Here is a 16,752-nt window from a genome sequence, read left to right as displayed (position 1 = left end):
TGTAAGCGAGGCTGTCCGCACGTCAACACCGCACAGCTGCATCCCCATTTTTAGCTCTTCGCACTTGCACAAAAATGTGCCAAACGCGACACCCGCGGCGGGTAACGCAAGGGAAGGAGGGATGGGTTGAGCGCAGCTGGTGATCGAAAGGGAATTGCACCGCTGGATGTTCGGATGCGGAAAGGCCAGACTCCACTCGTCTGCCTGACGGCATATACCACGCCGATCGCCAGTTTGGCCGATCGACACTGCGACATCGTTCTCGTCGGCGACAGCGTCGGCATGGTCCTGCACGGCCTCTCGTCGACGCTGAGCGTCACTCTCGACATGATGATCATGCACGGCCAGGCGGTGCGCCGCGGTCTGGTGCGAGCATTGATGGTCGTAGACCTGCCATTCGGTTCCTATGAAGAAAGCCCCGAGCAGGCCTTCCGCAACGCTGCGCGCCTGATGGCGGAGACCGGTTGTGCAGCGGTGAAGCTCGAGGGGGGGCAGACCATGGCCGAGACGATCCGCTTCCTCGCCGCGCGCGGCGTGCCTGTCATGGCCCATGTCGGCTTGACGCCGCAGGCGGTCAATACTCTCGGCGGCTACCGCGTCCAGGGGCGGGGAGACGATGCCGAGCGCATCAGGCGCGACGCCGGTGCGGTCACGGAAGCCGGCGCTTTCTCGGTGGTGCTGGAGAAAGTGCCCGAGCCGCTCGCACGGCGCATCACTGCGGAGATCGCCGTCCCCACAATCGGCATCGGCGCCTCGCCGGCCTGCGACGGCCAGATTTTGGTCAGCGATGATATGCTTGGGCTTTTCGGCTCTTTCCGGCCGAAATTCGTCAAACGCTACGCCGAACTAGGCAACCAGGCCGATGCGGCGATCGCGGCTTATGCCGCCGACGTGAGGGAACGGCGCTTTCCGGCAGCCGAACATCTCTACGCCAACGAGACGAAGGCCGGAGACGTCACATGAGCGTGCCGATCGTTCGAACCGTTGCCGAACTCCGCGCTGTTGCCGCGGGATGGCGTCGCTCAGGCGCCCGTGTCGCCGTTGTGCCGACCATGGGAGCCTTGCATGAAGGCCATCTGAGTCTCGTGCGGGCCGCACTTCAGAAGGCCGAGCGGGTAGTCGTGACGCTGTTCGTCAATCCCAAGCAGTTCAACAGTGCCGCCGACCTTGCCGCCTATCCTCGGACGGAAAACGAAGATGCTGCCAAGCTCGTGCCGACAGGCGCACATCTGCTCTATGTACCGGATGCAGACGAGATGTATCCAGCGGGCTTCGCCACGGCCGTTTCGGTGTCCACTCTCAGCGAGGGCCTGTGCGGCGCCTTCCGGCCCGGCCATTTCGATGGCGTGGCGACGGTCGTGGCCAAGCTCTTCCTGCAGACCGGCGCTGACTTAGCTTTTTTTGGCGAAAAGGATTTCCAGCAGCTTCAGCTTGTCAGGCGCTTGGTCCGGGACCTTGACATCCCGATCACCGTGCTCGCATGTCCGACAGTCCGCGAAACCGATGGTCTTGCACTATCGTCGCGCAATAGCCGGCTCTCGCCAGCAGAACGCGCCATTGCCCCAAAGCTGGCTTCGGTCTTGCTCGACACGGCTGAGCGGCTTGCGCGTGGCTCTCCTGTCTTGCCCATGCTTGATGAAGCGCGTGCAACAATTCTGGCGACAGGCTATCGCGAGGTCGAGTACCTGGAACTTCGCGGCGAAACAGACCTGCAGCCGCTAGCAAGGCTTGACCGACCAGCACGCTTGCTTGTCGCGGCTTGGCTCGGCGACACGCGGCTCATCGATAACGTCTCAACATCCCCGGCTGGTAAGCGGCCAGGTGCACGGGGTTCGCTTCACCGGGAAGCAGCAAAGTAATGCCGGCGATGATGGCGACCAAATCGTCCGCGTCGCATCGATGCAGAGTCGTTTAGACCCAGGTTTCCGCCTGGCATCGAGCAACATTCGAGGAGGTCGCGCAAAGGGCTGATGTATCGCGTGTTCGAAAACTTCGTCGAGCAACTCTCTGCAAGCGTCGATGCAGTCGACCTACATGAGGCGATGGCGTCCGCCGCAGCCGGCTTCGACTTTCCGCTCTTCGCCTATTTCAGTTACCCGTCGGTCTCCGGCCAGACGCCGCGATTGATTTCAAATTATCCTTCATCCTGGACATCGCACTATCTGCAACTGCGCTACCACAGCCATGATCCGGTGATCCTGCGCGGGCTGCAAGGCTGGGATACTTTTGATTGGGGCGTGGATCGACCCCGCCAGTGTCTGCCGGCCTCGCAGCAAGAAATCCTGGAAAAAGCAGCTCACTTTGGCATTCGCGGCGGATTGACCATGTCCATGCATGACCATCGCGGCCGGTTTGCGGCGCTGACCTTCGCTTCCGACCAGTCCCGTCCGCCTCTCTTGCGGTCACTCACTCGCTACGAAAAAGCATTGCAGCTGGTCGCAATCAACTTTCATATACATGCCCGGCGCCAGCTCGCCGAAGATTGCGTGGTGGATGGCATAACGCTGACCCCGCGGGAGTTCGAATCCCTGAAATGGGCGGCGCGCGGTAAGTCCGCCTGGGATATCAGCCAGATCCTCGGCGTCTCGAAACGCACCGTGACCTTCCATCTGGAAAACGCCAAGGCAAAGCTTGGCGTGCGAACCATAAACCAGGGCATAGCGCGGCTGACTGCTTCCCGTCAGTGGAGATCCTGACCTCCTTTTGTTGGAAAGCTGTAAAGGTCTACAGGCTGCATCAATGTCGGCTTTGCTCTTCGATAGCGGGAACACATCCTGCACGGAGGCGACAGATGATGCAGCTGATAACACCTGAACTCTACGGCGAGTTTCCAAACGAGCTCAACGAAATGCACGGGCTCAGGCATCGGGTCTTCAAGGAAAGGCTGGATTGGGAAGTTCAGACCGAAAGCGAGATGGAAACAGACGCATTTGACAGCCTGAACCCCGTCTATCTGCTTCTCAAGGGATCCGACTGGCGAATTTGCGGTTGCGTCCGTCTTTTACCGACTACCGGACCGACAATGTTGCGCGATACCTTTCCGATGCTGCTGGGTGAGACTGCGGCGCCCGCGAGTGCCCGCATTTGGGAGAGCAGTCGTTTCGCACTCGATCTCCCTCCATCAGCGCCTAAGTCTGGCGGACTGGCGCAAGCAACATACGAGCTCTTCGCCGGCATGATCGAATTCGGCTTGGCGAATAATCTCACTCGGATTGTGACAGTGACCGATACGCGCATGGAACGGATCCTGCGTCTCGCAACGTGGCCGTTGACGCGCATCGGACAGCCGAAGCCGGTTGGTAACACGGAGGCGGTCGCCGGTTTTCTCGAGATTTCCCACGCTAGCCTCAAGCGCATCCGCTGGAGGGGACGTCTGAACGGACCTGTATTATGGCAACCGGTTCTCGGCCTGTCGGCGTAGCGCTTAACGATGCTCAGCCTGACCAATGCTCCTGCCGGCGGGCGCTACGCACGGTTGATATGCTGGCCGGACGGCGTAGTGCGAAGCTTACGACTATTCCGGTCGATTCCCCCGCACGACCTGGGCCCAGGAAGTTTTTAGGTGCAATCCGCAATTCCGGCGTTACCACGCCAAATGGCGCGCCCCGCCGCAGACACCCGAGTTTTTGGACGCCGTAAAACCCCGGATTTCTTACGCCGCAAAAAAGCAGCAACTCAGGGATCGTTCACAGAGCGGCCAAGTCCTGCACCGCTGGACGATTGCTCCTCTCAGCGGTGCCTTCTGGTACCAAAAAAGCCCCGGCGCTGGGTCGATGCGCCGGGGCTTTGGGCACGTACGAGCTACACCAACATGTCCGCTTATGAACGTGCGCTAACAAAGTGAACGAATGGTGAATCGCGCAATAGCTCGCCGAACGGGGTTCGTATTCATGCTCCCATCTAAGAAGTGCTGGCATGGTCAACGCTGCCGTAGGCCTAAGAGCGACGCGTCGCGGCGATGTCGGCCATGCCGTCCCTTTAGTTGTGTGCGTCATGTTCTGCAAAGATGGCGTGGCATTAGCGGTGACGTTGGCGTGTCCGCCGCGCAGCCCCCGTGTTAGCGGAGCGGCGGACATGGCGGGCCGCGTCTCAGGCGGCCAGTGCCCTCAGGTTCTCTTTCTTGTGCTCGCGCAGATGATCCATGTTGAGGTAGCGGGTCGCCTCAAGCCAGTTCTCGTGGATCTCCACTGATTGCGCGATTTTCCTGCTCGATTAACTGCAGAAGCGCGGCGTAACCGCCAAGCAGGCGCACCGGCGGAATATTTTCGCGCAATCCCTGTAACGTGAAGGAGAAGGTAACTAATGAGCGCGGCTCGTGCACGTGAGGTATATTTGAACGTGTGCAGCAGATCGTTGCGCTCTCCCCGGACACATCCGCGCGCCACAGAGCCTCGGTGGCCGGCCGCTCGGACGCGCAGGTGGAGCCAAAAATCCGCAGATGCATTCCGGTCATATGCTAGCTGCCAAGCATATGACCGGCATTTCGCAAGGCGCCTAGGAAGAGACCGGCATGGACGGTGACATCGATCTTGGCCTGCATTGACAGGGGCATGCTGGCCCAGTTCTCCAATGGCGAAATGAAATGTGAGAAAGTGCCATTGACCATGCAAGAGCGGGTAACAAGGCCTTGTCTGTCCAACGCGACCACGCCCGTCTGGTCGGCTCGATATCGGATGGCTGCGATCCGCTGGACCTCCGAGTCACCATCGACCCCGCACGTCGAAAACCAGGACACCGTGGCTCCTCGTGGCTATCTCTGCGGCCTTTTCGTTGAAGCTTAGGGAGAGTGAGCGGACGCTTTCGACCGCCATCTGGAAAATCGCCAAATCCAGTTCATCCAACGCCATGTAGGCTATTGCGCGCAATATAGGGGTGATTGCAACGGCGGATTCGTGTTCCAGATCGAACTGATCCTGAAGCGGGGCGCGCGCACTGTCCTTGAACTTGGGCTTCTGCACTCCCGCCGTTAAAGAACTCCGTACCTTCCTCGTTACTTCGCCAATTCGCGTGTGGCCTGTGCAAGCATCCGTAGCGCAGATTTGGATAGGTCAGCTTCTTCCCCAGCAATGCCTCGAGTCGCTTCGCATTTGTCCTTCTGAGCATATGCTTGTTTGGACATTGAAAGAGCCCGCGGTCGGCGCCCGCTGCGCCACGGCACGTCAGCGACCAGACTCCCACCGGGTTCACAAAGTTGACTAGCTGGGGTAGGGGGACCGCAGAGAAATCTCCGGTCGCAGCCTTACCCGGTCAAAACAAGGATACCACGATGAAGACTCTTGTCATCTGCTCCGGCGGATTGGACTCCGTTTCCCTTGCTCACAGCGTGGCAGCGGAGCACGAGCTCGCCGGCCTCCTGTCTTTCGATTACGGCCAACGGCACAGGAAAGAATTGGGCTTCGCCGCTCTCTGCGCGGAGCGACTGAACACTACGCACCAGATCATCAACATCCCCGAAATCGGCCGCGGCCTTTCCGGCTCAGCGCTCACCGATAATTTCGACGTGCCGGACGGCCACTACGCCGAAGACACGATGAAGATCACGGTAGTGCCGAACCGGAACGCCATCATGTTGGCAATTGCCTTCGGTCTCGCCACCGCGCACAAGGCCGAAGCGGTGGCGATGGCCGTCCATGGTGGGGACCATTTCATCTATCCAGATTGCCGTCCGGCCTTCATCGAAGCTTTCCAGATGATGCAAGACCGCGCGCTGGAAGGCTACGCAGAGATTCGTCTTTACACGCCTTACGTCAACCTCACGAAGGGCCACATCGTCCGGGATGGAGCAAGACACGGAACGCCATTTGCGGAGACCTGGTCGTGTTACAAGGGCGGCGAGCGTCACTGCGGACGGTGCGGTACCTGCGTGGAGCGGCGCGAGGCGTTTCATCTCGCGGGGCACGCTGATCCTACCGACTACGAAGACCCTGCCTTCTGGCTCGAGGCCCTGCGGAGGAGGAGCGCCTGATGTTCCGCATCACCAAGGAATTCCACTTCTCGGCCTCGCACCAGCTCACCTCTTTGCCGCCGGATCATCAGTGCGCCCGCCTGCACGGGCATAACTACATCGTCGAAGTGGAACTTTCGGCGAAGGACCTGGACGCGCACGGCTTCGTGCGCGACTATCATGATCTGGCGCCGCTCAAACGCTATATCGACGAGAGCCTCGACCATCGGCACCTCAACGAGGTGCTGGGACATGAGCAAGTCACGGCGGAATACTTGGCCAGACATTTCTATGAATGGTGCAAGGCACGTCTGCCGGAAACCGCGGCCGTGCGGGTGAGCGAAACCCCGAAAACCTGGGCGGAATACCGGCCGTGACGGACACGCGTCCCGCAATCCGTGTGAGCGAGATATTTGGGCCCACGGTCCAGGGCGAGGGAGTGCTCATCGGTTTGCCTACAGTCTTCATCAGAACCGGCGGGTGTGACTACCGGTGCTCCTGGTGCGACAGCCTCCATGCGGTGGACAGTCAATTCCGCCACGAATGGGAGATGATGCCAATCGATGCGGTGTGGCAAAGCATCGTTGGGCTTTCCGGTGGCCGGCCAGTGATGGTGTCGCTGTCAGGCGGTAATCCGGCCATTCAGCCCTTCGGTGCGCTGATCGAGCGAGGCCATGGTGAAGGTTACCGTTTTGCGCTGGAAACCCAGGGTTCGGTGGTCAGGGACTGGTTTGCGGATCTTGATGTGCTGGTTCTCAGCCCAAAGCCGCCGTCAAGCGAAATGAGGGCCGATTGGGCTGCATTCGGGGCGTGCATAGAAGCGGCGCAGCAGAAGCCGCAAATCGTGCTCAAGCTCGTTGTTTTCGACGAGAAAGACTACGCCTACGCCAAAGACGCCGCGGCGCGATTTCCGCACCTTCCGGTCTATCTGCAACCCGGCAATCACACGCCACCGCGCCCTGGCAATGAAGACGCACCTGTCGACCTGGACGGAATAATAAAACGCATGGAGTGGCTTGTGGAAAAGGTGACACACGACAGGTGGTTCGAAGCACGCGTGTTGCCGCAGTTGCACCTTTTGCTCTGGGGAAACAGGAGAGGCGTCTAGTCGCGCCTGTGCGGGAAATGCGCCGCCATTTGGCGGCGCTGCCGGGTACTTCCTGAGGTGCTCGATGCCGAGATGGTGCTGGGCGCTTCGAAAGTGAGCGCGCACCGGAGCGGCTAGGCTACCGCTCCGTTGTATTGTGGCCGCAAACTTGGCAGCCATCTATCCATGGCGTGGATGGGCTTCATCGAAACAAACGATTTTCTCAACCTTCCGGAATCTCGCATTGACCTCAGCACCGGCACGCATCGACCATCCGCTGCCTCTGTCGCGTGAAAGGGGACCCGGAAGGGGAAAATCTTTGCATGAGCTCAGACGTGCGCTGGAAATTGTCCTGGGAATGAGTTGCAGCAGGCCGACGATTTCGAACTGTCCGACCTCTCTTTGTTAGCGGAGTCCTGCGTCAGCGCTTTGCGCATGCCCACATTACGCTGGTGGTCGGAAGCTGGAACATCGACACTGCAAAACAGTTCAACCTCGCCGACGATTACGTTGCTTTTGACTTCTTTCCTCGCAACCCGAAGGTCGATACCCGCAAGAAAGCGGCCGACATACGGCCGCTGCTGACCGGCGAGTTTGATCTTGCCATTGATATGCGTGTCCCGGATGAGACAAGGCCCATTTTGCTCGAAGTCCCCGCCAGGCATCGTGCGGCGATAGTTGATCCTTACGGAATGCATCAGATCGATATTGCGATAGCGCCATTCGATCTGAAATTGCGCAGAACCATCCTCTACAAGCTGGCCCAAAAAATAGGGATCGCCGACAAATTCCCTCGCACATGGCTTGATTGGTTCGTTGACCGTAAGCAGATACGTCTCCAGCATGTGTCGGAAATTCTCCTCTTTCTGGTCGCAAAGACAGCGGCCTGTTTCGACGCAGAAATTGAAGCCGGCCGCCGACAGAGTTCGACAGAAGGCAAGTCCCCGATCGTCGTGGCTCCGTTTTCGAATTCCAGCCTGCGCGATTGGCCGATCGAAAACTTTGGCAAACTTGTCGCTGCTCTTTCTACCCGTCGTGAGGTGATCCTCGTCGGCCGTGGCGAAAGCCGGGAAGCGCTTGAGGAGGTCGCGATGACAGCTCGCGACCGTGGGGCCGCGGAGATTCGAACGGCTGTCGACTTGTCAGAATTGGAATTCAATCATCTCATGAATTCGGCCGCGCTCGTGGTGTCGAACAATTCAGGCACTGGGCATGTCGCTGCCCAGCTTGGCCGCCCTACTGTGGGAATTTTCACCGCGTCACATCTGCCGGAAATTTGGGGATTTCGTGGTCCCCTGGTCAGCATGCTTATGAGCGTTATTGAATGTCGGGGATGTGGTCTGGACAAGGTGCGGCGCTGCCCGGTCAAAGTCCGCTGCAAGCTCGACATCACGCCCGATCTGGTGATTGCCGAGGTAGACGCCTTGATGAATTATTGTAAGGGGCGGGACAAACTTATTGTGGCTCGCGGGCGGTGCGGCCAGAACGACGATCGCGCGCGAAGAAGCAGCTCAGGGCCCATGCCCTAACACGCCCGGTCGATTATGGAGCGCCAGACTATACGGGTCGCGGTAGCGATCGCCTGTTCACAGCGGTGTTTGATATCCGACAGGCTCAGCCGACTGGGCGATGGCTTGGACATAGCCATAGCCAGATGTTGACCATCTAGATCCCGATCGCAGCCACCAAGGCAAACAGGTTGCCTCGACGACCTTTCGGCCGCTGCCAGGCCGCATGTCCGCCGACGGTCTGCCCTTGTTTTTAAGAGAGGACGCGCCTGCGGCGAATGCGGCACTGCGTGAGAGGTCCTGCGCGTTATCGCGCCGCCGCTGCTTGGCACGGCGCTTGCGCCCGAGATGGCAGCAGCGTTCGACCGGAGCGCCGCCAGTGAGAGGGCTTGAAGCGAGGAAGAGCCCGCCCCGATCCGGCAGGGAGAGAAACGGTGTTAGCTCCACAAGTCCACAGCGCGAACGCCGGGCCTCGTAAGCCCCACATTGCGCGGCTTTACGTTCAGGTGCTTGCCGCCGTCGCCCTTGGCGTCGCTGTTGGCTTTTTCTATCCGGCGACCGGAGAGGCTCTGAAGCCGCTCGGCGATGCTTTCATCAAGCTCGTGAAGATCATCATCGCGCCTGTCATCTTCCTGACAATTGCGACCGGCATCGGCGGCATGAACGATCTCAAGAAGGTCGGCCGGGTCGCCGGCAAGGCAATGATCTATTTCCTCACCTTCTCGAGCCTCGCATTGATTGTCGGTCTCATTGTCGCAAATGTCGTTCAGCCAGGTGCCGGCCTCAACATCGATCAAGCCTCGCTCGATGCTCAGGCCGTGAAGGGCTATGCGGCGAAGATCCACGAGCAGTTCGTGACCGGCTTGCTGATGCCGTCAATCGTCGGTGCCTTCGCCGAAGGCGACATCATGCAGGTCCTGTTCTTCTCGGTGCTGTTCGGCATCGCTCTGGCGATGGTCGGCGACACGGGCAAGCCTGTGCTTTCTTTGCTTCAGGCGCTCCTCGCGCCGGTGTTCAAGCTGGTCGGCATTCTGATGAGGGCCGCGCCCGTCGAAGGGGCGAGCGCCAGGCGTTCGGTCGTGGGCCTCGGCATCCCGGCCGCATATTCATTCAATCTGCACGGCACCAATATCCACATGACGCTGGTCCCCCTCTTCCTCGCCCAGGCGACGAACACGGATCTGTCGATCGGCGGTCGGATCCTGCTGCTGTTCGTCGCCTTGCTCTCTTCGAAGGGAACAACTCGCATTACCGGTGCGGGCCTCCTCACGTTGGCTGCAGCGCTCTTTGTCGTTCCGACCGCCCCAGCTGCCGGCGCGACGCTTATTCTTGGCGTCGACCACTTTGTGTCGGAGTGCCGTGTGCTGACCATTTTTCTCGGCAACGCAGTGGGAAGGCTCGTGTTGCCCGGAGCAGGGGGAGCCGGATGATGGACGATTGGCAAAGGCTCTCACGAGCGGGTCCTTCGGCGCTCGGGCGTTGAAGGGCAGATCGCCCGGCGTGATGACCGGTGGTCTCGGCTGGCAACTCGCGAACGCCGCTCAGCTATTGCAGTCAGCCCGTTGGAGCGAAGCCGTCATTAATCAACCGCCAGATGGCGCCGGCATCGACATTGTGAGCCCCCCGCGACTGCCGATACTGCGGGAACTGCCGGGCAAGCGATCCAAAGCGACGACCAACTTTCACGCCAAAAGGCCAGCCGTTGCCGCCCCGCTAACGGCTGATTGGAGCCCGACCCATGTCAAAGCAAAACGCCGTCCTTGTCGCCGTAATCGGTTTTTTAGTCCTCGCCCTGTCCGTGCTGGGAACGCTAAGGCGACAGCCAGATAGGTTGACGACCTGCAACGGCTCGGAGATGAACGCCTTGCTCGCGGCGGACTTGAGGAGACTCATTCCGCAGCATCGCGACGCACTCCTCAACGACCTCGCCTCGCCAATCGCCGGCAATCCGCAGGGTGACGTCCCCCTGGTCTCATTCCTCGATTACAACTGCCCGCCGTGCAAGGAAATGGACCTCATTCTCCAGCAAGCCCTCGAGCATGATCCCAATCTGAGGATTGTGCGTAAACAGCTCCCGGTCCTGGGACCTGCTTCCGAATTCGCCGCGCGTGCGGCGCTCGCCTCCCACAAACAGGGAAAATATGAGGCGTTCAATCGCGCCCTTTTTGCTTTTCCTGGCTTGGTGAACCAAAGAACCACCCTAGTCATTGCGGCACGTGTCGGCCTCGATGTTGAGCAGCTCAAGCGGGATATGGAAGGCCCGGCCATCACCGAAGCCATCGCACGCGATCGCGCGCTCGCGAACGAGCTGTACATCACCGGCACGCCGGCGTTGGTGGTCGGCGACGAAGTGATAGCCGGGGTGGTAGAGACGGCCGGGCTGCGAATCTGCATCGCCGATGTGCGCGCAAACGCCAAGGTTCAGTCTTCCACAGCTGCAAAATCGGCATTTTGACCGCATCAACTGCTCTCGGGACCAGAGTCCTGAGCGCCCGCGCGCCTGAAGGCGCGCGCCGGGTGCTCGTGCACCGAGCCCGCTTTTTCTTCGACAGGCTCAGGCGGTCTCGGCCATCCGGCTTCGCCCCCTTGACGCCGGCAGCCTGTCGGCTGCTGACGGTCGCCGGCCAGCTGGCCGGCGTCGATTTTTGTGGTGGCCTTCCCCGGTGGCGCGCGGTGGGCGGCACTCCCTTCTAGGCCCGCCGCGGCATCCCGCAACCCTCCGCTTGCCGCTCCGGGTCCTCCTCTTCGTTCCGGTCCTTCGGATGCGGTCCGCCTTCTACGGCGGGCCTTTCCGGTCGCTTTCGCCGCCCACCCCGCTCACATGGGGACTTTGTCGTCAAGGCTGTCTACGCATATCTACCTCAATGCGTTCTGATCCTAGGTCCGAGCCTGTCGTCTTGGCGCGGTGATAAGACCGGTCCAAACTCACATACGGTCGCTGCGCTGTGGCAGCTGCACCAACATCCCGCTTTCGTCGGTAAGGCTCAGGGGAACGCGACCAATCTTCCGGACGGCATTTTAGGCCAAGTGGGGTGGGAGGTTCGTTCGCCCAGGATCAGCCGGGAGCGATCAATCCCGGCGGATGGAAAAGAGTACGTTGATCATGCCGGCTTCATGACAGCGCCCTCAATGACAGCACCATGATGAACATACTTCCATAGCGCGATCAGAAGTTTTCTCGCGAGCGCAATAATGGCCGGCTTCCGGCGCCTGCCACCGTCGAGCGCGACCCTCTCCTGGAACCATTGTGCTAAAGCCGATCGAGGTTGATGCAAAAGCCAGAACCATGACAATTGCACCATCACGGTCCTCAGCCTCGGATTGCCCGCTTTCGATACGCCCTGTTCCCGGCTGATCGATCCGCTTTGCCACGGTGTCGGCGTCAGACCGGCATAGGAGGCAAGCTGCCTTCGATTCGCAAATTCGCGATACAGACCCTCGGACCAAAGCACCTCGGCAAAGTCCGCTCCCACGCCGCGCAGTTGCTTGAGCATCGACATTCCATTGGCGACTTTTGATGGGTCGCCTTCATTGCGAGCCACTTCGTCACGTGCTGCTTCCACGTCCTTGATTTGCCGAAGCACGAGCTCGATCCGGTCCAGTGCACGGACAATCTCCGCTTTGAGATTCGACGGTAGTTCACGACCGTCTCCGGTCCTAAGTTCTTCCAGTCGAGTGCGGCGGTCCCGCTTCAGCGGCTCAAATCCAACGATGCCCTGCGAGAACAAGAGCCCCTTGACCCGGTTCACGATCTTGATCCGCTCCGCGATGAGAGCGCGTCGCTCACGGCTGTTGCGCTTTCGGTCCTCTTGCTCGGGCGATGGCGGAACGACCATGGCGCATACCCGCGGCTCGCCGCGCTTGTAGGCAAGCAGGGCGCGAAGGAGGGTCTCGCCATCCAGCTTGTCCGTCTTCGCCCGGCGCATCCTGCGTGACGTGGCAATGGATGCTGCATCAACCACATGGCTTTCTATACCGTCACGCTCAAGGATCCGATGTATCCAGAAGCCGTCCAGGCCAGCCTCCTGGATTGCGATCACCGGCATGTCACGGCCCGTTCTGCGCCGAACCGTCGCCTTCAACTGGCTGATAAGATCGAACAATCCGGCCGTATCGCCTGCCTTGACGACGCGCTTTGACATCTTCTCTCCGTTGCACGGCAACAAGCTTGTCACCAACCAGCTCGAGCGACTGAGTTCCAGGGACAGGAAGATAGCGCCGAGTGTCGTGTGGACCGCATCGGTTTCAATCTCAGTCACGTTTTCAGCTTTCATGTGTTCTATCCCTCCAAGTTGTTCATGAGCAATACGCCGGCCAAAGCGAGTTGATCGCAGCTGCAGTCATCGCTTCGCGATGTGGTTTTGGTTGTTGCCTGCCCCCGCTCGCGGGGTGGGCGACGCTCCTTTCTAGGCCCGCTGCGGCAGGCCGCAATGTTCGCTCCGCTCACATCCTCCACTCCGTTCCGAGCCTTCGGGTGCGGCCTGCCTCGTTCAGCGGGCCAAGCCAGTCGCGTTCTGCCGCCCACCCCACTCACGGGGGCAGGCACGCGAGATCGGGATCGAGCGCTGCCTCCACCGCCCATGGGATCTTCCGGGGAGGGCGCGATTGGCGAACGGAGGACCAGACAATGCGTGCAAACAAGAAGCGTTCCGGCAGCCGCGAGGCTGGCACGGGCAAGGGCGGGCGCTCAGGCGCCAGCCTCTACCAGGAGATCACAGACCGCATCATTGCCGAACTGGAGCGCGGCACCTTGCCATGGGTCAAGCCCTGGGGCAGGGCAAAGGCAGCCCCTGGCCTGCCTAGGAATGCAGCCACCCAGCGCCGCTATTCCGGCATCAATATCCTGATCCTGTGGGGCGCCGTCATCGAGCGCTCATACCCGAGCCAGAACTGGCTCACGTTCCGGCAGGCGCTTGCCCTTGGCGGTAATGTCAGGAAGGGCGAGCGCGGCACGACCATCGTTCACGCTGACCGCTTTATTCCCAAGGTCGAAAAGGAACGCGCCAAGGCCGATGGCGACGAGCCGCAGGCCGTGCCTTTTTTGAAGCGCTTTACCGTCTTCAATGTCGCGCAGTGCGATAACCTGCCCGAACATCTCTATGCCGCCGCCGAACCGCTGCCCGCGCGCCAGATCGTCCCGCAAGCCGAGGCGCTCATTCATGCAAGCGGTGCTGATTTTCGCATTGGCGGCGATCGCGCCTTCTACATGCCCGGCAGCGACACCATCCAGGTGCCGCCCCAGCCGGCTTTCTTCCACCAGATCGACTATTACCGGACCTGCTTTCACGAGCTTGGCCACTGGACCGGCCACCCGACGCGGCTTGCGCGTGACCTCTCCGGCTCGTTCGGCTCCAAGGCCTATGCGCGCGAGGAACTGGTTGCCGAAATCGCAGCGGCTTTCGTCTGCAGCAGTCTCGGCATTGAGCCGACGGTGCGCCACGCCGACTATATCGGCTCATGGCTGAAGGTGCTGCGCGAGGACAATCGCGCCATTTTCCGCGCCGCCAGCCACGCCTCGAAAGCCGCCGATTTCCTGCTTGGCCTTAAGACCGACGTCGAAGGTGAGGCGCATGCCGAAATCGAAGGTGAGGCGAATGCCGAGATCGCCGCGTGACGGCGCTCCATCGCCATGCGCGACCGCCTTGCGCTTCTGACGGCGCGCCGATGCGCGCCCGCGCGCGGCGCACCAGCCGCTCGTATCCGCCTGTTTCAAAAAGCCGCACTCAATCAGCCCGAACCGTCTTGAAGGAATTCCGCAATGATCCTGATCACCGATGAACTGCGCGCCCGGCTCCTCGCCAACGGCGCTGCCGACACCGAAACCGACCACGCACCCGTCGTGAAACTGTTCGATCCGGCCGGTCCTGCGATCTGGCTTCTGACCGAACTCGATGCAGACGGCGACACGCTGTTCGGCCTTTGCGACCTCGGCTTCGGCTTCCCTGAACTCGGCAGCGTCAGCCTTGCCGAACTCGAGTCCATCAAGGGTCCGCTCGGACTGGGCATCGAGCGCGACCTTTGTTTCATAGCGCGTTTTCCGCTGTCCGTTTATGCGGAGGCCGCGCGCAGCGCCGGCCAGATCACCGAAGCCGAGCGGCTTCTGCGGCAGGCAGCGGAAGCACTTGCCAAATCCCATTCCGAGCTTCCGCCAGACGCGGCGGAGCCAGAGCGCCGCTAGGCGCAAACCCGTCCCCGCCGCATCGGCCTTCGGTCTCCCCGGCGGGGACAATCGCACCCCAAACGAAGGAGAAAGACATGAAGCTTGCCCATATTCCGCTCGACCGACTGAATATTTCCGGCCTCAACATGCGCCACGGAAAACGCGCGCCCGACCTGTCCGACATTCTGCCGTCCGTCCGCGCGCGCGGCGTCCTCGTGCCGCTCCTGGCGCGGCCCAACGGCTCGCCGGAAAGCTTCGAGATCGTCGCCGGACGGCGCGCTATTTCGCCGCAAAATCGCTCGCCGACGAGCGAGGTAAAGCCGATCCCTTGCCCTGCGCCATCATGGAGGCTGGCGAGGACGCCGATGCCCTCGAAGCCTCGTTGATCGAGAACGTCGCCCGCCTCGACTCCGACGAAGTGTCGCAATGGGAGACGTTGTCACGGCTGATCAGAGAGGCGTGCGCTTGGGCTGCTCGACCATCCGAGCGAAGCACTTCGCCTGATGGTCGCGCATGCGATAGCGGGTTCCGGCCTGTGGCAGGTTCGCCGCGAACCGTAGCGCGCTTGCAGCGAGATCGTGGCCGCAAGCCTCGCCGGAAGCAGCGGAAGCCGCGTTCGCCGAAAAACGGCGCGAGGTCTAGGCGCTGTTTGGGCAACCGGATGAGGATGGCAAAATCGCTGCGGCAATGGCGACGACCTCGGCACGGCAAGCATCTTCGCGCGGCTCCTGGCGCTCCGCGACGATCATGTCGTGCGCGTTCTCAGCATCGTCATTGCCGAGACACTTGAAGCCGGCAGCGCCGTCATCGAGGCGCTCGGCAAGCATCTGAATGTCGACATCGGCGCTTGCTGGCAACCGGACGACGCATTCTCGATTCGTTGCGCGACAAGGAAATTGCCAATTCCATGCTTGCCGAAGTCGGCGGCAGACAAGTCGAGACCTGGCTGCCGTGCTGGATGAAATTCCGGTCGAAAGCTACACTGATCGAGGCGGCTTCCGCACCGCCGATCAATGGGCACGGGTCAGGTCGCCGTCCGTCTGCGAATAGCCTGTCACGGCCGGGCCGCGGCTTCTCGGCAGCAGCCCTTCGGCACTGAACCCCGGTCGCAGTGGCTGCATGTTCGAGCTTCCATTGCCCCGCATCGCGCACCAAAATCCAGGCCGGCAAACTCCTGATCCCCATGGATAGGCCCGCCCGCCCGATGCCTGATCTGCGCCCAACCTGCGGTCCCGATCTCGATCGGCGTGGGCACCTGATCAGCCGCAGGCCTTGTAAATTCCCGCCCCTCCTGCCTGGCTGTAGCGACCGCGTTTCCCACGATCTCCTGCTCTCTTCAAGGACCATTCCCCTGCGGCTGGCTTGTGACCTATGGGCGGATCCGGCCGCCCGAAACCCTCGCCGATCAGCTTTTTTCCCCGCCGCCTGCGGCGGCTTCCTCGCGCCGCTTCGCTTCAAAAAAGCTGCCCGCTCGGGTCCTCCGCTATCGCTTCGGCCCTGTCGGGTTCAGGCGGTCCGGACGCGCCCATTACGGTCCGCCATCGCAGGGGATGGTCCCCGGCGACAGCAAAAGGAGACTTCGAAATGACCGCGATCGGTTACGTCAACAAGCAGGAAAACGGCGGCTACAAGGGCCAGCTCAAGACGCTCAGCGTCCGCGCCGACATCGACATCGTCCCCAACCAGGCCAAGAGCGCCGACAACCATCCCGACTTCCGGGTGCTGACGCAAGGGGTCGAAGTTGGCGCCGGCTGGATCCGCACCGGCGAAACCTCCGGCAAGGACTATGTGAGCCTGTCGATTGCGGCGCCGGAGTTCGGACCGCGCAAGCTCTATGCCAATCTCGGCCGCGCCGCCGGCCAGGACGATGACGACACCTACGCCATCATCTGGAACCCGGCCGACTGATCGGCCGACCCGAGCCTCGCGCCCCAGCCGGCGCGGGGCTCATTCCCAGGCGCTCCAGCCAAACCCGTCCGCCCGAAAAGGCGGCGAAAACTCTCCCCGGACTCTTCGCCCGTCCCGGAGGCGATCTCGCTCGACCATCCTCGCC

Annotated in this window: 16 protein-coding genes and 2 pseudogenes; 14 read left to right on the top strand and 4 right to left on the bottom strand. The window is 61.2% G+C overall.

The genetic code is table 11. The annotated features are described in order from the left end of the window. The first annotated feature begins 126 nt into the window (after positions 1-126). The 4 genes from panB to AC0L18_RS09865 all read left to right on the top strand — a co-directional run bounded on the left by panB (position 127) and on the right by AC0L18_RS09865 (position 3,421). Positions 127-963: a 3-methyl-2-oxobutanoate hydroxymethyltransferase gene (panB, locus tag AC0L18_RS09880; RefSeq protein ID WP_473491927.1), complete on the top strand. Its 837-nt coding sequence runs from the start codon at positions 127-129 to the stop codon at positions 961-963. After that, a complete protein-coding gene (gene panC / locus AC0L18_RS09875; protein ID WP_473491926.1) occupies positions 960-1,859 on the top strand; it encodes a pantoate--beta-alanine ligase in 900 nt (299 codons plus the stop codon). The genes panB and panC overlap by 4 nt, the downstream gene beginning before the upstream one ends. A gap of 111 nt (positions 1,860-1,970) precedes the next feature. Beyond that, positions 1,971-2,696 (top strand): LuxR family transcriptional regulator, encoded by a 726-nt coding sequence (locus AC0L18_RS09870; protein ID WP_473491925.1) that lies wholly within the window; start codon positions 1,971-1,973, stop codon positions 2,694-2,696. 95 nt (positions 2,697-2,791) lie between these two features. After that, complete coding sequence (locus AC0L18_RS09865; RefSeq protein WP_473491923.1) at positions 2,792-3,421, top strand: acyl-homoserine-lactone synthase; 630 nt, start codon at positions 2,792-2,794, stop codon at positions 3,419-3,421. Positions 3,422-4,162: 741 nt separating this feature from the next. Here the strand turns inward: AC0L18_RS09865 and AC0L18_RS09860 are convergent. After that, complete coding sequence (locus AC0L18_RS09860) at positions 4,163-4,453, bottom strand: hypothetical protein (RefSeq protein ID WP_473491921.1); 291 nt, start codon at positions 4,451-4,453, stop codon at positions 4,163-4,165. 3 nt (positions 4,454-4,456) lie between these two features. Beyond that, positions 4,457-4,847, bottom strand: a pseudogene (locus AC0L18_RS09855) (hypothetical protein). 419 nt (positions 4,848-5,266) lie between these two features. Between AC0L18_RS09855 and queC the strand changes: the two are divergent. The 6 genes and pseudogenes from queC (at position 5,267) to AC0L18_RS09825 (ending at position 10,994) form a co-directional block, all read left to right on the top strand. Then, positions 5,267-5,965 carry a 7-cyano-7-deazaguanine synthase QueC gene (queC, locus tag AC0L18_RS09850; protein ID WP_473491920.1) on the top strand — a complete coding sequence of 233 codons (699 nt, stop codon included), beginning with the start codon at positions 5,267-5,269 and terminating at the stop codon, positions 5,963-5,965. Further along, positions 5,965-6,321 (top strand): 6-carboxytetrahydropterin synthase QueD, encoded by a 357-nt coding sequence (gene queD, locus AC0L18_RS09845; RefSeq protein WP_065010611.1) that lies wholly within the window; start codon positions 5,965-5,967, stop codon positions 6,319-6,321. The genes queC and queD overlap by 1 nt, the downstream gene beginning before the upstream one ends. Further along, a complete protein-coding gene (gene queE, locus AC0L18_RS09840) occupies positions 6,318-7,052 on the top strand; it encodes a 7-carboxy-7-deazaguanine synthase QueE (RefSeq protein WP_473491919.1) in 735 nt (244 codons plus the stop codon). Before queD ends, queE begins: the two co-directional genes overlap by 4 nt. Before the next feature lie 431 nt (positions 7,053-7,483). Next, complete coding sequence (locus tag AC0L18_RS09835; RefSeq protein ID WP_473491917.1) at positions 7,484-8,560, top strand: glycosyltransferase family 9 protein; 1,077 nt, start codon at positions 7,484-7,486, stop codon at positions 8,558-8,560. A gap of 413 nt (positions 8,561-8,973) precedes the next feature. After that, a pseudogene (locus AC0L18_RS09830) lies at positions 8,974-9,945 on the top strand (cation:dicarboxylate symporter family transporter); the annotation flags it as partial. 332 nt (positions 9,946-10,277) lie between these two features. Beyond that, positions 10,278-10,994: a DsbA family protein gene (locus AC0L18_RS09825; RefSeq protein WP_473491915.1), complete on the top strand. Its 717-nt coding sequence runs from the start codon at positions 10,278-10,280 to the stop codon at positions 10,992-10,994. Between the two features lie 646 nt (positions 10,995-11,640). On the opposite strand, the gene AC0L18_RS09820 is transcribed toward AC0L18_RS09825, so the two are convergent. Continuing rightward, the gene (locus tag AC0L18_RS09820) at positions 11,641-12,813 is read right to left on the bottom strand and encodes an IS110 family RNA-guided transposase (protein WP_473491914.1); all 1,173 of its coding nucleotides are present in this window, start codon (positions 12,811-12,813) and stop codon (positions 11,641-11,643) included. A gap of 353 nt (positions 12,814-13,166) precedes the next feature. Between AC0L18_RS09820 and AC0L18_RS09815 the strand changes: the two genes are divergently transcribed. The 3 genes from AC0L18_RS09815 to AC0L18_RS09805 all read left to right on the top strand — a co-directional run bounded on the left by AC0L18_RS09815 (position 13,167) and on the right by AC0L18_RS09805 (position 15,085). Further along, complete coding sequence (locus tag AC0L18_RS09815; RefSeq protein ID WP_473491913.1) at positions 13,167-14,153, top strand: ArdC family protein; 987 nt, start codon at positions 13,167-13,169, stop codon at positions 14,151-14,153. A gap of 144 nt (positions 14,154-14,297) precedes the next feature. Continuing rightward, positions 14,298-14,717: a DUF2958 domain-containing protein gene (locus AC0L18_RS09810; protein ID WP_473491911.1), complete on the top strand. Its 420-nt coding sequence runs from the start codon at positions 14,298-14,300 to the stop codon at positions 14,715-14,717. A gap of 77 nt (positions 14,718-14,794) precedes the next feature. After that, positions 14,795-15,085 carry a ParB N-terminal domain-containing protein gene (locus AC0L18_RS09805; protein ID WP_473491909.1) on the top strand — a complete coding sequence of 97 codons (291 nt, stop codon included), beginning with the start codon at positions 14,795-14,797 and terminating at the stop codon, positions 15,083-15,085. Positions 15,086-15,337: 252 nt separating this feature from the next. On the opposite strand, the gene AC0L18_RS09800 is transcribed toward AC0L18_RS09805, so the two are convergent. After that, on the bottom strand, positions 15,338-15,526 hold the full coding sequence (locus AC0L18_RS09800; protein ID WP_473491908.1) for a hypothetical protein: 189 nt from the start codon (positions 15,524-15,526) through the stop codon (positions 15,338-15,340). Positions 15,527-16,283: 757 nt separating this feature from the next. Here AC0L18_RS09800 and AC0L18_RS09795 point away from each other — a divergent pair. After that, positions 16,284-16,607: a DUF736 domain-containing protein gene (locus AC0L18_RS09795; protein ID WP_065010508.1), complete on the top strand. Its 324-nt coding sequence runs from the start codon at positions 16,284-16,286 to the stop codon at positions 16,605-16,607. Positions 16,608-16,752 lie beyond the last annotated feature (145 nt).

The sequence above is a fragment of the Mesorhizobium sp. WSM4819 genome, assembly GCF_055811215.1.
The sequence above is the reverse complement of the archived record's forward strand: the minus strand, read 5'-3'. Positions and strand labels throughout refer to the sequence as shown.

Excerpts from the sequence above, each read along its gene's own strand:
- panC (WP_473491926.1), top strand. The coding sequence starts at position 960 with ATGAGCGTGCCGATCGTTCGAACCGTTGCCGAACTCCGCGCTGTTGCC.
- AC0L18_RS09870 (WP_473491925.1), top strand. The coding sequence starts at position 1,971 with ATGTATCGCGTGTTCGAAAACTTCGTCGAGCAACTCTCTGCAAGCGTC.
- AC0L18_RS09865 (WP_473491923.1), top strand. The coding sequence starts at position 2,792 with ATGATGCAGCTGATAACACCTGAACTCTACGGCGAGTTTCCAAACGAG.
- AC0L18_RS09860 (WP_473491921.1), bottom strand. The coding sequence starts at position 4,453 with ATGACCGGAATGCATCTGCGGATTTTTGGCTCCACCTGCGCGTCCGAG.
- queC (WP_473491920.1), top strand. The coding sequence starts at position 5,267 with ATGAAGACTCTTGTCATCTGCTCCGGCGGATTGGACTCCGTTTCCCTT.
- queD (WP_065010611.1), top strand. The coding sequence starts at position 5,965 with ATGTTCCGCATCACCAAGGAATTCCACTTCTCGGCCTCGCACCAGCTC.
- AC0L18_RS09825 (WP_473491915.1), top strand. The coding sequence starts at position 10,278 with ATGTCAAAGCAAAACGCCGTCCTTGTCGCCGTAATCGGTTTTTTAGTC.
- AC0L18_RS09820 (WP_473491914.1), bottom strand. The coding sequence starts at position 12,813 with ATGAAAGCTGAAAACGTGACTGAGATTGAAACCGATGCGGTCCACACG.
- AC0L18_RS09815 (WP_473491913.1), top strand. The coding sequence starts at position 13,167 with ATGCGTGCAAACAAGAAGCGTTCCGGCAGCCGCGAGGCTGGCACGGGC.
- AC0L18_RS09810 (WP_473491911.1), top strand. The coding sequence starts at position 14,298 with ATGATCCTGATCACCGATGAACTGCGCGCCCGGCTCCTCGCCAACGGC.
- AC0L18_RS09805 (WP_473491909.1), top strand. The coding sequence starts at position 14,795 with ATGAAGCTTGCCCATATTCCGCTCGACCGACTGAATATTTCCGGCCTC.
- AC0L18_RS09800 (WP_473491908.1), bottom strand. The coding sequence starts at position 15,526 with ATGCTTGCCGAGCGCCTCGATGACGGCGCTGCCGGCTTCAAGTGTCTC.
- AC0L18_RS09795 (WP_065010508.1), top strand. The coding sequence starts at position 16,284 with ATGACCGCGATCGGTTACGTCAACAAGCAGGAAAACGGCGGCTACAAG.